The sequence below is a fragment of the Vibrio sp. D404a genome (genome assembly GCF_030248535.1).
Classification (GTDB): Bacteria; Pseudomonadota; Gammaproteobacteria; order Enterobacterales; family Vibrionaceae; genus Vibrio.
Genome location: NZ_JAHGAJ010000025.1, coordinates 23,958 through 39,302, shown reverse-complemented (window position 1 = coordinate 39,302; position 15,345 = coordinate 23,958). Strand labels below are relative to the sequence as shown.

17 protein-coding genes are annotated in these 15,345 nt (G+C 45.0%); 8 read left to right on the top strand and 9 right to left on the bottom strand.

Annotated elements, in window-relative coordinates; translation table 11 throughout:
• The first annotated feature begins 86 nt into the window (after positions 1-86).
• Positions 87-563, top strand: a complete 477-nt coding sequence (locus KI655_RS15735) for a YHS domain-containing (seleno)protein (RefSeq protein WP_285406970.1) — start codon at positions 87-89, stop codon at positions 561-563.
• 85 nt (positions 564-648) lie between these two features.
• On the opposite strand, the gene KI655_RS15730 is transcribed toward KI655_RS15735, so the two are convergent.
• On the bottom strand, positions 649-2,106 hold the full coding sequence (locus KI655_RS15730) for a bifunctional NUDIX hydrolase/phosphatase PAP2 family protein (protein WP_285407228.1): 1,458 nt from the start codon (positions 2,104-2,106) through the stop codon (positions 649-651).
• Positions 2,107-2,446: 340 nt separating this feature from the next.
• Between KI655_RS15730 and KI655_RS15725 the strand changes: the two genes are divergently transcribed.
• Both KI655_RS15725 and KI655_RS15720 read left to right on the top strand, forming a co-directional pair.
• The gene (locus tag KI655_RS15725; RefSeq protein ID WP_285406968.1) at positions 2,447-3,304 is read left to right on the top strand and encodes a DUF2608 domain-containing protein; all 858 of its coding nucleotides are present in this window, start codon (positions 2,447-2,449) and stop codon (positions 3,302-3,304) included.
• Positions 3,305-3,506: 202 nt separating this feature from the next.
• Positions 3,507-4,133, top strand: a complete 627-nt coding sequence (locus tag KI655_RS15720) for an START domain-containing protein (RefSeq protein ID WP_285406966.1) — start codon at positions 3,507-3,509, stop codon at positions 4,131-4,133.
• A gap of 42 nt (positions 4,134-4,175) precedes the next feature.
• Here KI655_RS15720 and KI655_RS15715 read toward each other — a convergent pair whose 3' ends face one another.
• From KI655_RS15715 to KI655_RS15700, 4 genes are all read right to left on the bottom strand, one after another.
• On the bottom strand, positions 4,176-4,706 hold the full coding sequence (locus tag KI655_RS15715) for a DNA mismatch repair protein (RefSeq protein WP_150868349.1): 531 nt from the start codon (positions 4,704-4,706) through the stop codon (positions 4,176-4,178).
• 8 nt (positions 4,707-4,714) lie between these two features.
• Positions 4,715-5,101, bottom strand: coding sequence for an MAPEG family protein (locus KI655_RS15710; RefSeq protein WP_285406962.1), 387 nt, complete (start codon positions 5,099-5,101; stop codon positions 4,715-4,717).
• Positions 5,102-5,714: 613 nt separating this feature from the next.
• Positions 5,715-6,182, bottom strand: coding sequence for a YjiG family protein (locus KI655_RS15705; RefSeq protein WP_285406959.1), 468 nt, complete (start codon positions 6,180-6,182; stop codon positions 5,715-5,717).
• Positions 6,182-6,919 (bottom strand): nucleoside recognition domain-containing protein, encoded by a 738-nt coding sequence (locus tag KI655_RS15700; protein WP_285406957.1) that lies wholly within the window; start codon positions 6,917-6,919, stop codon positions 6,182-6,184. The genes KI655_RS15705 and KI655_RS15700 overlap by 1 nt, the downstream gene beginning before the upstream one ends.
• A 530-nt stretch (positions 6,920-7,449) precedes the next feature.
• Here KI655_RS15700 and KI655_RS15695 point away from each other — a divergent pair.
• Both KI655_RS15695 and nhaD read left to right on the top strand, forming a co-directional pair.
• Positions 7,450-7,620: a hypothetical protein gene (locus KI655_RS15695; protein WP_285406954.1), complete on the top strand. Its 171-nt coding sequence runs from the start codon at positions 7,450-7,452 to the stop codon at positions 7,618-7,620.
• 210 nt (positions 7,621-7,830) lie between these two features.
• On the top strand, positions 7,831-9,267 hold the full coding sequence (nhaD, locus tag KI655_RS15690) for a sodium:proton antiporter NhaD (RefSeq protein WP_285406952.1): 1,437 nt from the start codon (positions 7,831-7,833) through the stop codon (positions 9,265-9,267).
• 166 nt (positions 9,268-9,433) lie between these two features.
• Here the strand turns inward: nhaD and KI655_RS15685 are convergent, their stop codons facing one another.
• The 3 genes from KI655_RS15685 to KI655_RS15675 all read right to left on the bottom strand — a co-directional run bounded on the left by KI655_RS15685 (position 9,434) and on the right by KI655_RS15675 (position 11,818).
• Entirely contained in the window at positions 9,434-9,802 is a 369-nt protein-coding gene (locus KI655_RS15685) for a hypothetical protein (RefSeq protein ID WP_285406951.1), read from the bottom strand.
• Between the two features lie 89 nt (positions 9,803-9,891).
• Entirely contained in the window at positions 9,892-10,377 is a 486-nt protein-coding gene (locus tag KI655_RS15680) for a methylated-DNA--[protein]-cysteine S-methyltransferase (protein WP_285406947.1), read from the bottom strand.
• A gap of 49 nt (positions 10,378-10,426) precedes the next feature.
• On the bottom strand, positions 10,427-11,818 hold the full coding sequence (locus KI655_RS15675) for a DNA-3-methyladenine glycosylase 2 family protein (RefSeq protein WP_285406946.1): 1,392 nt from the start codon (positions 11,816-11,818) through the stop codon (positions 10,427-10,429).
• 229 nt (positions 11,819-12,047) lie between these two features.
• Between KI655_RS15675 and KI655_RS15670 the strand changes: the two genes are divergently transcribed.
• The gene (locus KI655_RS15670) at positions 12,048-12,251 is read left to right on the top strand and encodes a hypothetical protein (protein ID WP_285406945.1); all 204 of its coding nucleotides are present in this window, start codon (positions 12,048-12,050) and stop codon (positions 12,249-12,251) included.
• Positions 12,252-12,379: 128 nt separating this feature from the next.
• Here KI655_RS15670 and KI655_RS15665 read toward each other — a convergent pair whose 3' ends face one another.
• Positions 12,380-13,270 carry a LysR family transcriptional regulator gene (locus KI655_RS15665; protein WP_285406943.1) on the bottom strand — a complete coding sequence of 297 codons (891 nt, stop codon included), beginning with the start codon at positions 13,268-13,270 and terminating at the stop codon, positions 12,380-12,382.
• A 156-nt stretch (positions 13,271-13,426) separates the two neighbouring features.
• Between KI655_RS15665 and KI655_RS15660 the strand changes: the two genes are divergently transcribed.
• Both KI655_RS15660 and nagB read left to right on the top strand, forming a co-directional pair.
• On the top strand, positions 13,427-13,780 hold the full coding sequence (locus tag KI655_RS15660; RefSeq protein WP_285406941.1) for a DUF413 domain-containing protein: 354 nt from the start codon (positions 13,427-13,429) through the stop codon (positions 13,778-13,780).
• Positions 13,781-14,247: 467 nt separating this feature from the next.
• Positions 14,248-15,048 carry a glucosamine-6-phosphate deaminase gene (nagB, locus tag KI655_RS15655; protein ID WP_004737010.1) on the top strand — a complete coding sequence of 267 codons (801 nt, stop codon included), beginning with the start codon at positions 14,248-14,250 and terminating at the stop codon, positions 15,046-15,048.
• The last annotated feature ends 297 nt before the right edge of the window (positions 15,049-15,345 follow it).

Genomic DNA, 15,345 nt, shown 5'->3' with positions numbered 1-15,345 from the left:
TTTTTAGGTTTTTTGTCCCTCTATAGACCGGACAAGTTAGCTAATTTATTCATACAAGCTAACCAAACAGAGACAAGGAATACGCTATGTCACCTATTAAATCAGCAGGTAAAAAATTCACTCTTGCAGCAGCATTAGTTGGCGCGAGTTTTTCAGTGATGGCAGCAGACATCGACATGAGCGTCGATAGCAATGATTTGGCGATTAAAGGTTATGATCCTGTGGCCTACTTTACGGATGCAGGCGCAGTACAAGGTTCACCTGAATATACTGCCACTTACAAAAATGCCATTTACCAGTTTGCAAGCAGCGAAAACCGCGACCAATTCCGCGCCGATCCACAAGCTTATGCGCCTCAATATGGCGGCTACTGTGCCTTTGGTGTAGCAATGGGTAAGAAGTTCGAAACAGACCCTAACGCATGGAAGATTGAAGACGGTAAACTCTACTTGAACTTAGATAAATCGGTGCAAAAACGCTGGTTAGAAGATACCCAAGGCTTCATTCAAGATGCTAACGGCAACTGGCCAGAGATCAAAACCGTTGATGCCGCTAAGCTTTAAAAGGAAACCATCTTTCCCTTCCCTTGAAGCAAAACGGAAGAGTATGACTCTTCCGTTTTCATTTCCATATGATCAGCGTACCTCTTTATCCACGCTTAAAGCGTCGCGTGAGATAAGGTGCACCAATCAAGATCCAGAGCATCCCAACCAAAATAGCCAGTGCGTTCACGGCTAACAGCACGATACTGGTTGTCGCAGACGAGACTAAAGACAGGCTCGTTCCCACAATGACCACAGCACCGACTATCGAAGCAATAACTTGCTGCCAAGGGTTAAGCTTCAAAGCTTCTGACTGGTCGCTACGCACCAACAATGCAATGAATAGCCCAAGTGCAGCAAACCATGAGAACACGTAAAGAGGCTGCAGCAACTGTAAGGTACCAAAGAAATAAACCACCAATAACAACAGCCACAAACGCTTAGATTCAACTAACCGTTTCTGATTTGCGAATCTAAACTGGTAGACCTTCAGAGATATCAAAGCGATCAAACCACCTAGTCCGACTCCCGCGACAATGTCGGTCGGGTAATGAACACCCAGCCAAACCCTCGCTGCGCCAGCGAGGAGCGACAGTGCAAACCAACCTACTATCGCGGCACTTGGACTGATATAGCCATGTTGCTCACCTTTCTTTGTTACCCAACCAAGTAACAACCCGACCACGGCTGCCGCTTGAGTTGTGTGGCCGCTAGGAAAACTAAAGCCACTGGCTTGGGCTTGCTGCAAACTTGGAAGCAAATAGAAAGGACGTGGAATTGCAAAACCCATTTTTAGGAGATTGACCGAATAAGCCGTCGCCAACAAAGCAAAAGCAAACGTCAGACCATAGCGTAAAGGCAACAGCAGTAATAACAGCACCAGTAATCCGACCGCAAATGCCCCTTCACCTAAACCATTACCAAAAGTGAGTAAGCTAGGAATGATAGGCATTGACTTAACCCAAGCTTGGAAAGAGTTCATAAACGGCAATTGCTTGGTATGAAGCTCACTTGCTCCATCGGTCAAATCATCGAGCACATGAAAAGTGCTGATGTGGCTCGTCTTGATCCAAGATTTAAGAGCGTCACTATCAGTTGGATAACGGTACTTATCGACGACAGCTGGCGTTAAAGGAGCAAGATAAACCTGACGAATTTCTTTGCCAAAATGTTGGGATTTAAGAGCAGGGATGATTTCAGCACCAAAACGGTTCTCGATAGCAGGTTCTATATAACCAATGCTCTCTTTGGGCTGACAAGCAAAGACAACTCGATTGTCGTCAATATCAAGCTGCTCACCCACATCGACATTTATCCCTGTCTCTTCGAACGTTTCTCGTTTCGCGGCAGTTTGAAAGGTCTCATCACTACCAATATACCCACCGGGTAAAGAAAGCGTGCGCGTCAGGTAATCTTGAACCAAAACGATCTCATCTTCTCCATTATGAATCACGCAGGTCGCGCCTTTGGGTTGATAAGGCTTAACCGTTTGTGAGTCTTGGTTTTGTTGAGCAAAGACCGACGAACTGAGTACACTGATGAAAACTAAAAATGGCAGTAACACATGTTGCAAAATAAAGCGCTCACAATTGTAATAACATGGCCGCCATTATGAATGTTGTTGCTTCAATATCCAGTTAAAATAAGAATCAGTTCTGTTATCTGAACCAAAACAACATTGGGACTTGTTCACCAATCCTATTGGTTAATTGCTTGCGCCCTTAAAACACTGTTTTCCTTACTTCTAACCATTCCAATGTGATCGAGCCAACGTTTTTCAGTGCAAAAATTGTTGATACTAAAGCGATTCGTGATTGTTATGTTATAACATTTCACAACTTCCGAGATATTTAAGGCTATCAGTGGTGCTTTTCGGAAGGGAACTAGAGTTAAAGGACCTTATAATGAAACTAAAACAACTCACTGCTCTGTGTGCGCTCTCTATCGCTGGTAACGCTTATGCAGACGTTACTGTAAAAGAAACGGACAAATTCCAAGATGTTGCAGAGAAAGTCAGTCAACTAACGGCGAAAGGTGAAAGCCCGCTGATCGTTATCGATATCGACAACACGCTACTCACATCAACAAGCGACATCGGTGGCGACATTTGGTACCAATGGCAACGCGGCAAGTTAGATGTAAAACCGTCAGCGGAAGACAAAGTAGGCTGTCTATTTGAAGACTCTATTGGTCTGCTTTACGAACTGGTTCCAATGAAAATCATTGAAGACAATGCTCCAGCAACGGTAAAAGGTTGGCAGGACCAAGGGCTGACTGTGATGGCACTGACATCACGCTCTCCAAACTACCGCTACGCGACAGAGCGTGAAATGGTTCGTGCAGGTTTCGATATGACACGCACAGCATTAAAAGAGAAAAGCTCTGATGAACTACCTATCTACATCGATAATCCTGAGCGCCCGTTGAGCTACATCAACGGCATTATGATGACGACTGGTATGAACAAAGGCACGATGTTGGATTACATCCTCGATAAAACCGACCAAAGCTTTAGCAGCGTAGTATTTATCGACGACAGTAAAAAGAACATCGTCAATATGGAAAAGGCCTACAAAGACGATGCTTCAATTGATATGACGATCTTCCACTACACCAAAGTAGAGCACGATCGTATGAAGCAGTACGGCTCAGTCTTGACTCAAGAGCAAGCAGACAAAATGGCCAGTGATTGGAAAGAATTAAATGTAGTTCTTGATAAAGTTGCCCCAGCTCGACTTGGGGAAGCGTGTTTGGGGCAATAATCTAGACCGCTACGTTTAGGGGTCGTGGGGCGCGGAGCTTCACGACCTTTTTCTTTTTAACCATTCACTTTTTTCTTCCCCAACATTCGATAGTCCTCTGTTGACACTATCATTGATGTGCATGATTACTCTGATCACACGATTCCGCCTCATTTTTACTCTATACTCCTAATTAATAAGTGTTTATTTTTCAGGAAGAAGAATGAGATTAGCTAGGATCTTGGTATTTGGGTTGTGCTTGTTTTCGACTCTCACCCACGCCACGCCGTGGCAATTCGTAAAAAGCGAAGACGGCATCATCATCCACAAACGCGACCACGGCAATGGCTTAGTAGAAGTACGTGCACAAATGCAGGTCGAGACCAGCTACTCTGGATTCCTATTGTTATTAGAAGACAGTGAGAATGTTCCAAACTGGATCGATAATGTGTCGCACAGTGAAGTACTAATGCAAATCTCCGACAACGAAAACATTGTCTATACCCAGTTCAAAGCACCTTGGCCGGCGCGAAATCGCGACATGGTGACGTATTCAAAATATGAGGAACAGGAAGGGCAGTTTACACTCACCATCAAAGATGCCTCCAACTATCTAGCCAAAGAGTCCGGCTACATTCGCATTCGGGATGTCGATGCTATTTGGACGCTACAGCCACTCACTAACGGCTTCACACACATCAACTACGCGGCCTATGCGAACGCAGGTGGCATATTGCCAGATTGGTTAATGAATCGCTTGTCCGCCAAAAACGCTTTTAGCACCTTCCAAAAGCTTAAGAAACAGCTACCAAAATACCAAGGGAAACAGCACCCAAATTTAAGCCAATAGGGCGTTGTTTTTCGTTCATCAGAAAATGCACTAATCACAGCCTTAATTACGTCTCGCCAAGTCGCGAGCAAGAATCAAAGCCAAGCCGAAGATTTGCAGAAACAGGGCGATGTTTTTATAAAGGGTCATTTGCTCTTCAAGGGCCTGAAGAAGCTCGGATAGGGTTAGATTATCAAGATAGAAATCGTCGATGCGTGTCCGTTGCGATTGCTGAGCTTGATTAATCATCATCATGATCTCAGAAAGATTTTCGACGGTGATCTCAGGAACATCCCCACTCACCCACACGCCTAACTGGCCTCGCATCGCCTCTTCAAGTTCCGGCGTCACCGCTGAGTTGGATGAAGTGCTGATATCCATGTGTAACAGCATGGATTCTCGCTTACGCTCTAGCGTTTCAATCGTATTCCACGCTAATTGAATTGAGTAGATATTACCCTGCTGACGCTCTCGGTATTGAGCCTGCTCCACCACCATTTTGTCGAGCACTAAGCTCGACACAACAATGGCCAGGATATTGAGTACCAAGCCGGTTAATACAATCATCCACGGTGGTGGAAGGCGTAACGCCATGGCTATCCTTATATGAGCTTATCAAAGGGAAGATAAATCAAGTTTAGAACAACCAGAGATACCATGCTGCCAAAGGTCAAATACATGCCTTGTTTTCTGCCTTTTAGACTGCGTGCCAAAATGCTTTTTCCGTGAACAATACGCCCCACAAGAAAAGCGATACCGATAACGTGGATCAACCATACGTTCGCGCCATTGAACTCAACCAACGCCATCAAAATCACGGTAATAGGAATGTAATCCATCGCATTACTCTGCGCAGAGCGCGCTACCTGTAATGACTCAACGCCACCATCAGCATGAGCGACCTGATTTTTCCTTCTCTGTTTGATCACTTCAATCGCTAGCCAAAGCATAACGAGAGCAAGTAAAGAGGCGTATAACGCAGTAACCATGGTGTGTCCTTTTCCTAAGCGATAACAATAGATAATGAGCAACTCAAAGGGGTACCAAGCTTGCTCGTCAGTTTGTAAGAGATCTCTCACAACCGTTGTGAGAGATCTCAAATAAGCTTCGCAGAATATACTCAAAAAACAAACTCAACTTATTGTTTTCTAATGATCAGCGCACATTTCTTTCTATTTATTGAGCTGAATTATAAATTTTCGCCATTGCGAGTGAGGTCACGACAGTGTTTAATTAAGTTGTCGACAGGGAGTTGGCAGGAACAGGAAAAAGCCTAACGGATTAGGTATCTTCAGGATGAAGATTTGGTAACACAGGATGCGTTATCAGCAAGGAAGTGATGCTCTAGGATGAGTGCTTATCAGGATGATAAGGTCAAGGACACCGCTAGGAAGGCGATGAATTGGATAGGTTAATGGAGTTAACCAAGTCAAGGAACGATGCAGGGAGCATACGTTACCTTATTTAAAAATAAATAAGATACAACGTCGGTAGCAGGACGGCTACGAAAAAGAACAGACCCCGTTTGGTGAAAGCCAAACGGGGTTTCTTTTTGGGTTACGATCCACTCAGGCCACTTGTGACCGCATGAACATCACCACGCTATAGCAAGATATTCATTACCAACATCGCACCAAACGCATTCAACACAGAAATAGCGATCATCACCGGAATATAGCGCCCTTCGGTACCAATCGGCCCCATGATGCGACCCATGTATTGGACTTGTGAGCCCATCAGGTAGATAGCTGGAGCCAGAATCGCGATGTGGGTGCCATTTAGAATGCCTTGGTCAAACAGAGTAATGACCACGCCTACCGCACCACCCATCGACATCCAAGCACCGATCAACACGGCTGCCGCTTCGCCAGGTAAACCAAATACCGCCATAATCGGAGAGAACACGCTGCCCATCAGATCGAGCGCGCCAGTGATCTGCAACGCTTTGATGATCACGAACGCCATCAGTACGTTTGGTACCGTCGAAGTCGTCGCGATTACCCAGCCTTTTTTCGCACCTTCAACGAAAATATCGGTCACCATAGGTTTCTTTGCTTTTACTTCGCTCATTACGCTGCTTCCTCTGTCATGTTTTGTTTTTTGTTAGAGCCAGACTTATCTTCTTTGCCTTCTGTGATGTTCAAGTAAATGCGGAACAAGTTAGCCCCGACAAACTTAAAGACAAACATCACTGCAACAGCAAGACCGATAGAAGATGAGACAGCCAATGAGCCATCGAGCGTGGTTAAGGTAAACAGCACAGCACCAGAAGAGAAGAAGTTCACAATGGCTGCGCCGGCGGTAAACTGGAACATGGTAAAGACATCGGTTTCACGCTTAGTGAGGTGGCCTTCGTCTTTCAGTTGCCTTGTCATCGCCGCACCAGCATCGGTACTTTGTAAAGAAGCAATCAGTGCTAAGCCTGAGTTGCCCGGAATACCCATCAACGGGCGTAATAAAGGTGTCAGTAGTTTTCGAGCTGCATCCAGAGCACCATAGTGTTCTAGAACGTTGATCATACCTAACGCGAACATCACGGTAGGAATCAAGGTTAGCGCGAAGATAAAGCCATCACGGGCGCCACTGCCGCCTTTACCTCGCAGAGAGGTGGTGGCAGCCTGAACGCCATCAGCTGTCTCACTGACGTCGTATGCCACCTTACCAAAGGAGCCATTGAGGGTCGTAAAGTCAAAAACGCCATACCATTCGTTTGACTTCAGTAAACCGGAAAAGAAGACAATCGCGAACGCGAGTGCTATGTAACAACCAATCGTCACTTTACGATCGGTTTGAACTGGATTAGTCATAATCGCCTCTATACATATTGTTTATGTGGAACAGAACACGTATAGATAGTGCAAAGTTATGCAGTAGCAGGTTATGACCAAAATCAATTAGATAATAATATTATTTATAACTACCGATATAAAATATAGAACTGTGATATCAGCAAAAGTATAGAAATTACTGCTAATGATAACTTAATATTTAGAACACAAAACCCATCAAAATATAAGCCGCCACACTTAACAATTACTCATTGTAATTATCATTTACCTACATTTTATGACACTACGTTCTCATTATCTCTGAAAGTGATGTGAGAGATCTCTTACACAAAATTTCTTCGAATTTATATTTCTCATTAAATACATAGACTTAGTTTGTGATTTTAGTTCCAAACCCATCAGTACAGCATACTAATACTAGGGTAAATCCACACTAACTACCCCTGAGCTTGAATAGAAAAGATCTGAGCTGATTGTGAAATTTCAGCCCTAGGGCCTGCTATAGACTGCCGTTAGCCAATAGCAAGGAAAAGGAAGCAGTGGTTACTATGGAAATGAGAACTTTGAAATATCAAGTAATGGGCAAAGGTATGTGGATTAGCGCAACTGTTTCTCGCGTTGTCGCTGACAAACTTGCACTGGAATACCAATCGTACGGTTGGCCTGTTGAAGTGTGTGCCGTTGAGCAAACTGTTACCTTTGATCGCAGCGCTGCTTAGGGCGATTAAGATCAAGCTCTATCAATACAATGGTTGATAGAGCTTTTTCGCTTTTTATGCATTGCACTTTTCTCTCTCATACTATTCGCTCTTCTCTACTACCAATTCACTAATCTCTTGAATTATTAAGAGTTCTATCACACTACGCTTGAATATTTAGGTCTACGCTTTTACGCGTACTCACTGGCCTAATCACATGGAGCGTATATTATGGCAGGCACAAAGATTCTCGCCTTTATCTTGGCTGCATTTCCGTCACTCTCTTTTGCCAGTGCGCTAGGAACCTCTCAAACCCTCAACCTAACTCAATCTTCGGTTGGCTACTTGTGCCTAGCGATTTTTGTCATAGCGTATGCATTCGTCATGATGGAAGAGTATCTTCAACTGCGAAAATCCAAACCGGTTCTACTTGCTGCTGGCCTCATCTGGATTGCTATCGGTTTGACCTATCAAAACTACCACCAAATTGAAGTCGCGCAGGCCGCCTTAGAGCACAACTTACTTGAGTATGCCGAGCTGCTGCTATTCCTGTTAGTGGCGATGACCTATATCAGTGCCATGGAGGAGCGTCGTTTGTTTGATGCACTGCAGGCTTGGATGGTAGGCAAAGGGTTTAACTACCGCTCCCTGTTTTGGCTAACAGGTATTCTGTCGTTCTTCATTTCTCCCATTGCCGACAACCTCACGACAGCGTTGTTAATGTGTGCCGTGGTGCTCAAAGTCGCTGGTTCCAACCCTAAATTCGTCAACCTTGCGTGCGTCAATATAGTGATTGCCGCCAACGCCGGCGGTGCCTTTAGCCCATTCGGTGACATTACTACCTTGATGGTATGGCAAGCGGGTTACGTGAGCTTCTCGGAATTTATGCCGCTGTTTATCCCATCGGCAGTAAACTATCTCGCACCCGCAATAATCATGTCCTATTTCGTACCGACAACCCAGCCGGACACTGTGCACCAACACGTTGAGCTCAAACGCGGAGCCAAACGTATTGTGTTCTTGTTCATCATGACCATTGCAACCGCGGTCGCTTTCCACGCTGTCATTCATTTCCCACCGGTGATGGGGATGATGATGGGCTTAGCGTATTTGCAGTTCTTTGGGTTCTTCCTACGCAAAACCTTGCCTAAATCACTCGCGAAGAAGAAAGCGATCGCCATCGCCAACCACGATGAAGCCGCTCTTAAACGCTTGGGTTCTGTGGTGCCTTTTGATGTCTTTCGACGTGTCTCCCACGCCGAGTGGGATACGCTGCTCTTCTTCTATGGCGTTGTAATGTGTGTTGGTGGGCTTAGCTTGCTTGGGTATTTGGAGTTAGCATCAGGCGTCATGTACAGCCAATGGAACCCAATTTGGGCCAATATTATGGTCGGTGTGCTGTCTGCCATCGTCGATAACATCCCAGTGATGTTCGCCGTGCTCTCTATGGAGCCTTCAATGTCGATTGGCAACTGGTTGTTGATCACCTTAACGGCAGGGGTTGGTGGTAGCTTACTCTCGATCGGCAGTGCTGCTGGAGTAGCATTGATGGGGGCTGCACATGGTAAATACACCTTTTTTGGTCACCTAAAATGGATGCCGGTGATCGCTATTGGTTACGCATTGAGCATTGCCGTGCATCTCGCGATGAACGCTAGCCTGTTTTAGTCACTTGAGTGAATAGATGTTTGATCAGAGACATGCCTGAGTTGGGGAAGAGAGGACCTCAGGATTTATGTCTTAAATGGTGAACATGTTAAGTGTCATAGAGCTCCAGTTAGCGTGCTTTAATCACTAAAAGCTAAAGGAACACTACCGAACCATCGAAGGATTATTACTTTGATTCAGGTACTCGCGTCCAAACGTTACTCAGTTGCAAGCCTGGGCAGCCGTTACAGGTCAGCCTATCGCCATCATTGTGGATACGCATCACCAATCCGGGGCCGGTTTTACTGCTCGCGCTATTCAGCTCAATGCTGATCAAGTCATCATCGACGGTATAATCGCGTGTAACGCTGGTGTCCGTGGTTTGGTAGCGCACTTTACCCGATTCGAAGACCAAGTAACTCTCATTCTCTGGGTTTTCATACATGCCACTGAATAGAACCAGTTGAGGAACCTCAAATGGTTTCGTTGTCTCACTCAAACACCCAGTCAATAAAACGCTGCTACACCCGATTACCGTCATCATTTGTCGGTTCATAGAGGTTTTCTGCTTTTATATTTATTCTGTAATTTGTAAATGATAAGCAGGGAATTATAGAAATACCAGAAAACAATAAGAGCATTTATTCAACTAATTGATAGATCACTTTCTAATTTCAGCAATGCTGACTTTCTCTCAACACCACCCGCATAGCCTGTCAGTTTACCGTTTTTACCGATCACGCGATGGCACGGTACTATGATGGAAACCGGATTTTTTCCATTTGCCAACCCCACCGCCCTAACCGCTTTAGGATTACCAATCTCATCAGCAAGCTGCTGGTAACTCCATGTCTCCCCAAAAGGAATACGCATTAAAGCTTGCCAAACCGACTGCTGAAATGGCGTTCCCTCTGCTGCGACTGGGATTGAGAAGTTGTTCAGCTTTCCAGAAAAATAGCCATCGAGTTGACGCTTAGTTTCTGCAAACAGCGCAAACGCATCATCTTGTACACCCAGTTCTTCTGGCTTAGTGGTGTGGGTTTCAAACCAAACACCCAATAATCCATCATCGCAGCCTTGTATCGTCACAATACCCAGTGGGCTCGTGTAGTAAGTAAATCGTTTAATCATTGTCATATATCCCAATATCGGTACGAAACCGCATGCTTTAGAAATGGCATTAGAAATGGCTCCAGCAATGGAATGTTGCATAGCTTCCCCAAGGAGCCACCTTGTTTGCTGTGATATTGGCATGTTGGTCGATGAATTTCTTCACAATCAAATCGCCAGTCAGTAAATGATCGGGTTCGCTCAGGCCTCTCAATAAAGCGTAATGAACTGTCCACGGACCAATGCCCTTAAGATCGAGCCACTTACTTGGATGCTGATGCTGGTTTTCAATCATGTAAGCGGCAAATCGGTGCAAGGTGTCTTTGCGACTCTGCGGCATTCGTAGAAAGCTGATATCCGCCGCATGCACTTGCTCTGGTGTCGGGAAGTAGAGAGTTCCTTCTTGCGGTGAAAGCTGCTTGGCCAGTAAATTTAACTGACCGATAGCGGCTTTAACCGAAACCTGCTGCCCTAAGATCGCACGCACACCCGCCTCCCAAGGCGACCATACTCCGGGAATACGAATGCCGGGCTCTTTAATCAGAGAGGCGTCTACATTGCCAAGGTGCGCCTCAACTCGATTGATGTCGACATCGAGATCAAACATCCGACGAATTCGACGTATCAAATTCCTCAGCTGATTCATTTGGCTTAACTCAAACTCAACTTCCAACTGGTCATCCGTTGACTGACGACGGTTGACGTGACGGATTCGAAACCAACCACTCGCTCCGTTGATGATCACGGTTCGCTGGTAATAGTCTTCTCCAACCTCTTCCACACCTTCTATCATCCGCTTACGATAAAAGTTCAGCATATGTTGCCAGTTGATCGCCCCCTTCACTGGAAGGCGAATCGCATTGGTACTAACACTGTCGGTTCCTGACTTTCGAATCTGAGAGGGTGACAGCTTCATCACTTTCAAAAAAGCATCATTAAAACGACGTGTGCTTTTAAAGCCGCAAGCAAATCCAATGTCAGTGATACTCATCTGGCTGTTATGGAGCAATTGCTTGGCAAACATCAGTTGGTTGTAAATCGCGTATTGCTTGGGCGACACACCCATATATTTAGAAAATAAGCTACGAAGGTAGCGATCTGATATCCCTAGACGCTCGCATAACTGCTGGCTGCTTCCTTCTGCCAACACACCCTCTTCAATCAGCTTTTGAGCTCTTAAAAAGGTGGTTTCAACACCCTTCCAAGCCGGAGAGAACGGCGCACTGTCTGGACGACAGCGCAAACATGGGCGATAGCCAGCTTGCAGCGCTTGAGCTTGATTAGAAAAATATTCGACGTTCTGCTCTTTCGGCGGCGAGGCTGGACAGATAGGACGACAGAATATACCCGTCGTTTTTACAGCGATAAAAAACAGGCCATCAAAGCGGGCGTCTCGCGCGAGTCGCGCCTGTTGGCATTGAGCACTGCTCAGATCGCTGTATTGATGAATCTTGCCTTCCATATGCCTACCTTCAACCCGATAACGTCAAGTAATAAATTAAAGTGTACCGACAAGCCAAGCGAACGCTAGCCATTTCCGGAACTGAATATACAATAAATTGAATTTTTTTAATTTGCTTTTCACATAGTTCAACTACCCTTATATAGAACGAGGTTTTCTCTCACAACGTCACAGCTATCACTTGGCGCCTAAGATGCCGAGGCTGGCTGAATAACAAGGATAATTGGCTATGGATCTGCACACCTGTCGCATTGTTCTCAAGAACAATCAAGTTCTCACCTGTCAGTCTGTCGAGCAATCGCTCGGATATCTCGAAGACACTTCCGAAAGCGGTATCTCCATGATTGAGATCGACGCTACTGACGGTCATCAAATACACTCTTACATGTCTCACTCGTTAGAAGAGTCCATTGAGAACTTAATGAATTTATGACATCTCACCCGTGTCGCTTGCCTTTGCTGGCTTAAAACTATAATGGCTCCCAATTGGGAGCCATTATTTCTTTGGATTTAGCTTGTTATTCGCTTTCACCAATCAACAATTGTTATTAATAACGATGACTACTCAGGCGAAATATCCGCTGCTTGTTGCAAGGTGTAAGCTGTAGAAGGGTCAATCTCTTTCACTAGTTCTTCGACCTGCATAATCGCGTCCACAGAGGTGCTCGACTTGCGATAGCTTAGGTAAATAGGGCGATACCAGTCCTCAACGCCTTTCACTTTGTGCAGTTGGCCAGACTCAATGAACGGCTCCACCAAAGAGACAGGCAAGTAAGCACTGCCGCCTTTCTCGAGAATAAAGTCTAGAGCAATACGAGCCGTTGAGGTGCGTAAATAAGGTGCTGGCACTTTCGGGTGACGCTCGGCGTGCTCTGAACCAAAGCGTGTCCCCCAATCAACGTATACATATTTATGCTGGAATACGCTCTCTAGGTCATCCGGCTGGGTAGAAACCAACACCAAGACTAAGTCTGCCACCTTTTTGCAGTTCAACTCTTCCGCTTTGATCTGATCGAAAGCAAAGGCCATATCTAGAGTGCGCTCTAACAGGCTTCGATTGAGTTGCTCACGTCCCATGACTTCCGCCATAAAGCCATAACCCCCAAAAGAGTCCGTCACCACACTCAAACAGTTTTGTAAGTAGGCATCCCAAATATTCGGAGTTCCACCTAACGTGAGTTGAAGCGCTTTGCCGCTCTCAAGAGACAGCTCAAACTTCGCCTGTTGCAAGGTAGACACCATTACTTCTGCATAACCAATCAAGCGCTCACCAGAGGAAGTCAGCTTAATATTGTTGCGATCGCGAATAAAAAGCTGAGTATCAAAATAGCCCTCAAGCTGTTTGATTCGGGCACTGACTGCCGCCTGAGTTAAATACAAGTTTTCAGCAGCACGACCGAAATGGCGCACCCTTGCAACCTCTAGAAAGGTTCTAAATACTTTCACATCCATCAAATACATCTCTGTAATAAATCTGCTAACTAGCAGATCTAGGATTGTTTATCGTAAGGGCAAAAACGTTTTGTTTTCCATTTTTGCCTTTTAACAATATTTTCGCGTGAGCAACAAAAACACTAATTTCAATCCAACCACATTACTGAGGCTGTTATGTCTGAGACCGAATTCCGACACGGAAAAAAACGTTTTTATGACACCAATAAATTCCCAAGAGGGTTTGCTAAGTCAGGTGATTTTACTCTTGTAGAAGAAGAAATCCTAACCTTGTTTGGTGATACCATGCTAGCACTTGAATCGGGCGAACTTGCACCGACCAACGCTGAAGAAAAACACTTTGTGAAAGTGTTATCTCACCCTCACAAGGCGAAGTCTAAGTTAGAGCGTGTTTGGTTGAAATACATCCAGCTTGCCCGCGGGCGTCGTCGCTTCCACACTCTTAACGGCTGTAAACGTGGCGAAATGCCAAGAGAAGAGTACGACAGCGAGTTAGTGTTGGAAGATTAATCTTCTGAGCTCAAGGTGTTGTTACGCCTTGAGCTTACTTCCCCACACGGCACCTGTTACAAGTGTAGCGAATAAGCGCGCCTTTACAATATATTTATAAATTTCATAATGATAGCGAGAATCTTCTCGTCATCATGCCTCTGCACATCCCGCATTTACTGCAACCCGAAGCGCCTTACCTCCCCTTCTAAACAACAAAATAAATGTCATTTTTTTAAGCCATCAATTTGTTACAAACTAAGCGGTGATAATTCGAGCAAAAATCCCTTTTATGACAAGCAGATGAAGCTTGTTTAACGATGATAAATATCCCTAGTAACATTGTGCAATTTTGAGACTTACTGTCACAGATATCATTAAAAAACTAAAAATTTGACCTAAAACAATGGCAGAAACAGATCACTTATTTTATAATGCGAATTAATGTTTCAGCACACTATAAATTATTTATCTTAGGGGCTACAAAAATGAGACTTATTCCTTTAAACAACGCGGCACAAGTAGGTAAATGGGCAGCTCGTCACATCGTTGAAGCGATCAAAGCATTCAACCCAACAGCTGATCGTCCATTCGTTCTTGGTCTACCTACTGGTGGCACACCACTAACGACTTACAAAGAGCTAATCGCGCTATACAATGCGGGTGAAGTTAGCTTTAAAAACGTTGTTACATTCAACATGGATGAGTACGTAGGTATCGATCCTAACCACCCTGAGTCTTACCGTACTTTCATGTACACAAACTTCTTCAACCACGTTGATATTCAAGAAGAGAACATCAACCTACTAGACGGCCAAGCTGAAGACATCGACGCTCACTGTGCTGCATACGAAGAAAAAATCCGTTCATACGGCAAAATCAACCTGTTCATGGGTGGTATCGGCATCGACGGTCACATCGCATTCAACGAACCAGGTTCTTCTCTAGCTTCTCGTACTCGTATCAAGACGCTAACTGAAGAGACTCGCATCGCGAACTCTCGCTTCTTCGACAACGACATCAACCAAGTGCCAAAATACGCACTAACAATCGGTGTTGCGACTCTACTAGACGCTGAAGAAGTAATGATCCTGACTATGGGTCACAACAAAGCACAAGCTCTACAAGTGGCTATCGAAGGTTCTGTAAACCACATGTGGACTGTTACAGCGCTTCAAATGCACCGTAAAGCTATCATCGTTGCTGATGAGCCAGCTCAACAAGAGCTTAAAGTTAAGACTCTACGCTACTTCCAAGAGCTAGAAGCTGAAAACATCCAAGACCTATAATCTAAGGTTTTGCTGATACAAAAAGCCACTTCGGTGGCTTTTTTTGTGCCTGCTATTTCATCAAGCAGATACCAGCTATCGATAACTTGAATTCAGGGCTTAGGGAGAATAGCAAAGGAGAAATTTGAGAGCGTGAAAGGCGGTAACCAAAACGAAAGGGAATTCTAAAACAAATAGATAATAACGAAAGCGAGCTTTCCCCAACCTAAGCTGGCAACCCATAGGGGAAGGTTGAACTAAGCCGAGCTGACTACACTCAAAGGCAATAGCTCAGATAAAGGGAAAGCGGTGCAATTA

Excerpts from the sequence above, each read along its gene's own strand:
- KI655_RS15695 (WP_285406954.1), top strand. The coding sequence starts at position 7,450 with ATGGAAATGAGAACTTTGAAATATCAAGTAATGGGCAAAGGTATGTGG.
- KI655_RS15720 (WP_285406966.1), top strand. The coding sequence starts at position 3,507 with ATGAGATTAGCTAGGATCTTGGTATTTGGGTTGTGCTTGTTTTCGACT.
- KI655_RS15665 (WP_285406943.1), bottom strand. The coding sequence starts at position 13,270 with ATGGATGTGAAAGTATTTAGAACCTTTCTAGAGGTTGCAAGGGTGCGC.
- KI655_RS15725 (WP_285406968.1), top strand. The coding sequence starts at position 2,447 with ATGAAACTAAAACAACTCACTGCTCTGTGTGCGCTCTCTATCGCTGGT.
- KI655_RS15685 (WP_285406951.1), bottom strand. The coding sequence starts at position 9,802 with ATGAACCGACAAATGATGACGGTAATCGGGTGTAGCAGCGTTTTATTG.
- nhaD (WP_285406952.1), top strand. The coding sequence starts at position 7,831 with ATGGCAGGCACAAAGATTCTCGCCTTTATCTTGGCTGCATTTCCGTCA.
- KI655_RS15670 (WP_285406945.1), top strand. The coding sequence starts at position 12,048 with ATGGATCTGCACACCTGTCGCATTGTTCTCAAGAACAATCAAGTTCTC.
- KI655_RS15675 (WP_285406946.1), bottom strand. The coding sequence starts at position 11,818 with ATGGAAGGCAAGATTCATCAATACAGCGATCTGAGCAGTGCTCAATGC.
- KI655_RS15660 (WP_285406941.1), top strand. The coding sequence starts at position 13,427 with ATGTCTGAGACCGAATTCCGACACGGAAAAAAACGTTTTTATGACACC.
- KI655_RS15710 (WP_285406962.1), bottom strand. The coding sequence starts at position 5,101 with ATGGTTACTGCGTTATACGCCTCTTTACTTGCTCTCGTTATGCTTTGG.
- KI655_RS15715 (WP_150868349.1), bottom strand. The coding sequence starts at position 4,706 with ATGGCGTTACGCCTTCCACCACCGTGGATGATTGTATTAACCGGCTTG.
- nagB (WP_004737010.1), top strand. The coding sequence starts at position 14,248 with ATGAGACTTATTCCTTTAAACAACGCGGCACAAGTAGGTAAATGGGCA.
- KI655_RS15735 (WP_285406970.1), top strand. The coding sequence starts at position 87 with ATGTCACCTATTAAATCAGCAGGTAAAAAATTCACTCTTGCAGCAGCA.
- KI655_RS15705 (WP_285406959.1), bottom strand. The coding sequence starts at position 6,182 with ATGAGCGAAGTAAAAGCAAAGAAACCTATGGTGACCGATATTTTCGTT.
- KI655_RS15700 (WP_285406957.1), bottom strand. The coding sequence starts at position 6,919 with ATGACTAATCCAGTTCAAACCGATCGTAAAGTGACGATTGGTTGTTAC.
- KI655_RS15680 (WP_285406947.1), bottom strand. The coding sequence starts at position 10,377 with ATGATTAAACGATTTACTTACTACACGAGCCCACTGGGTATTGTGACG.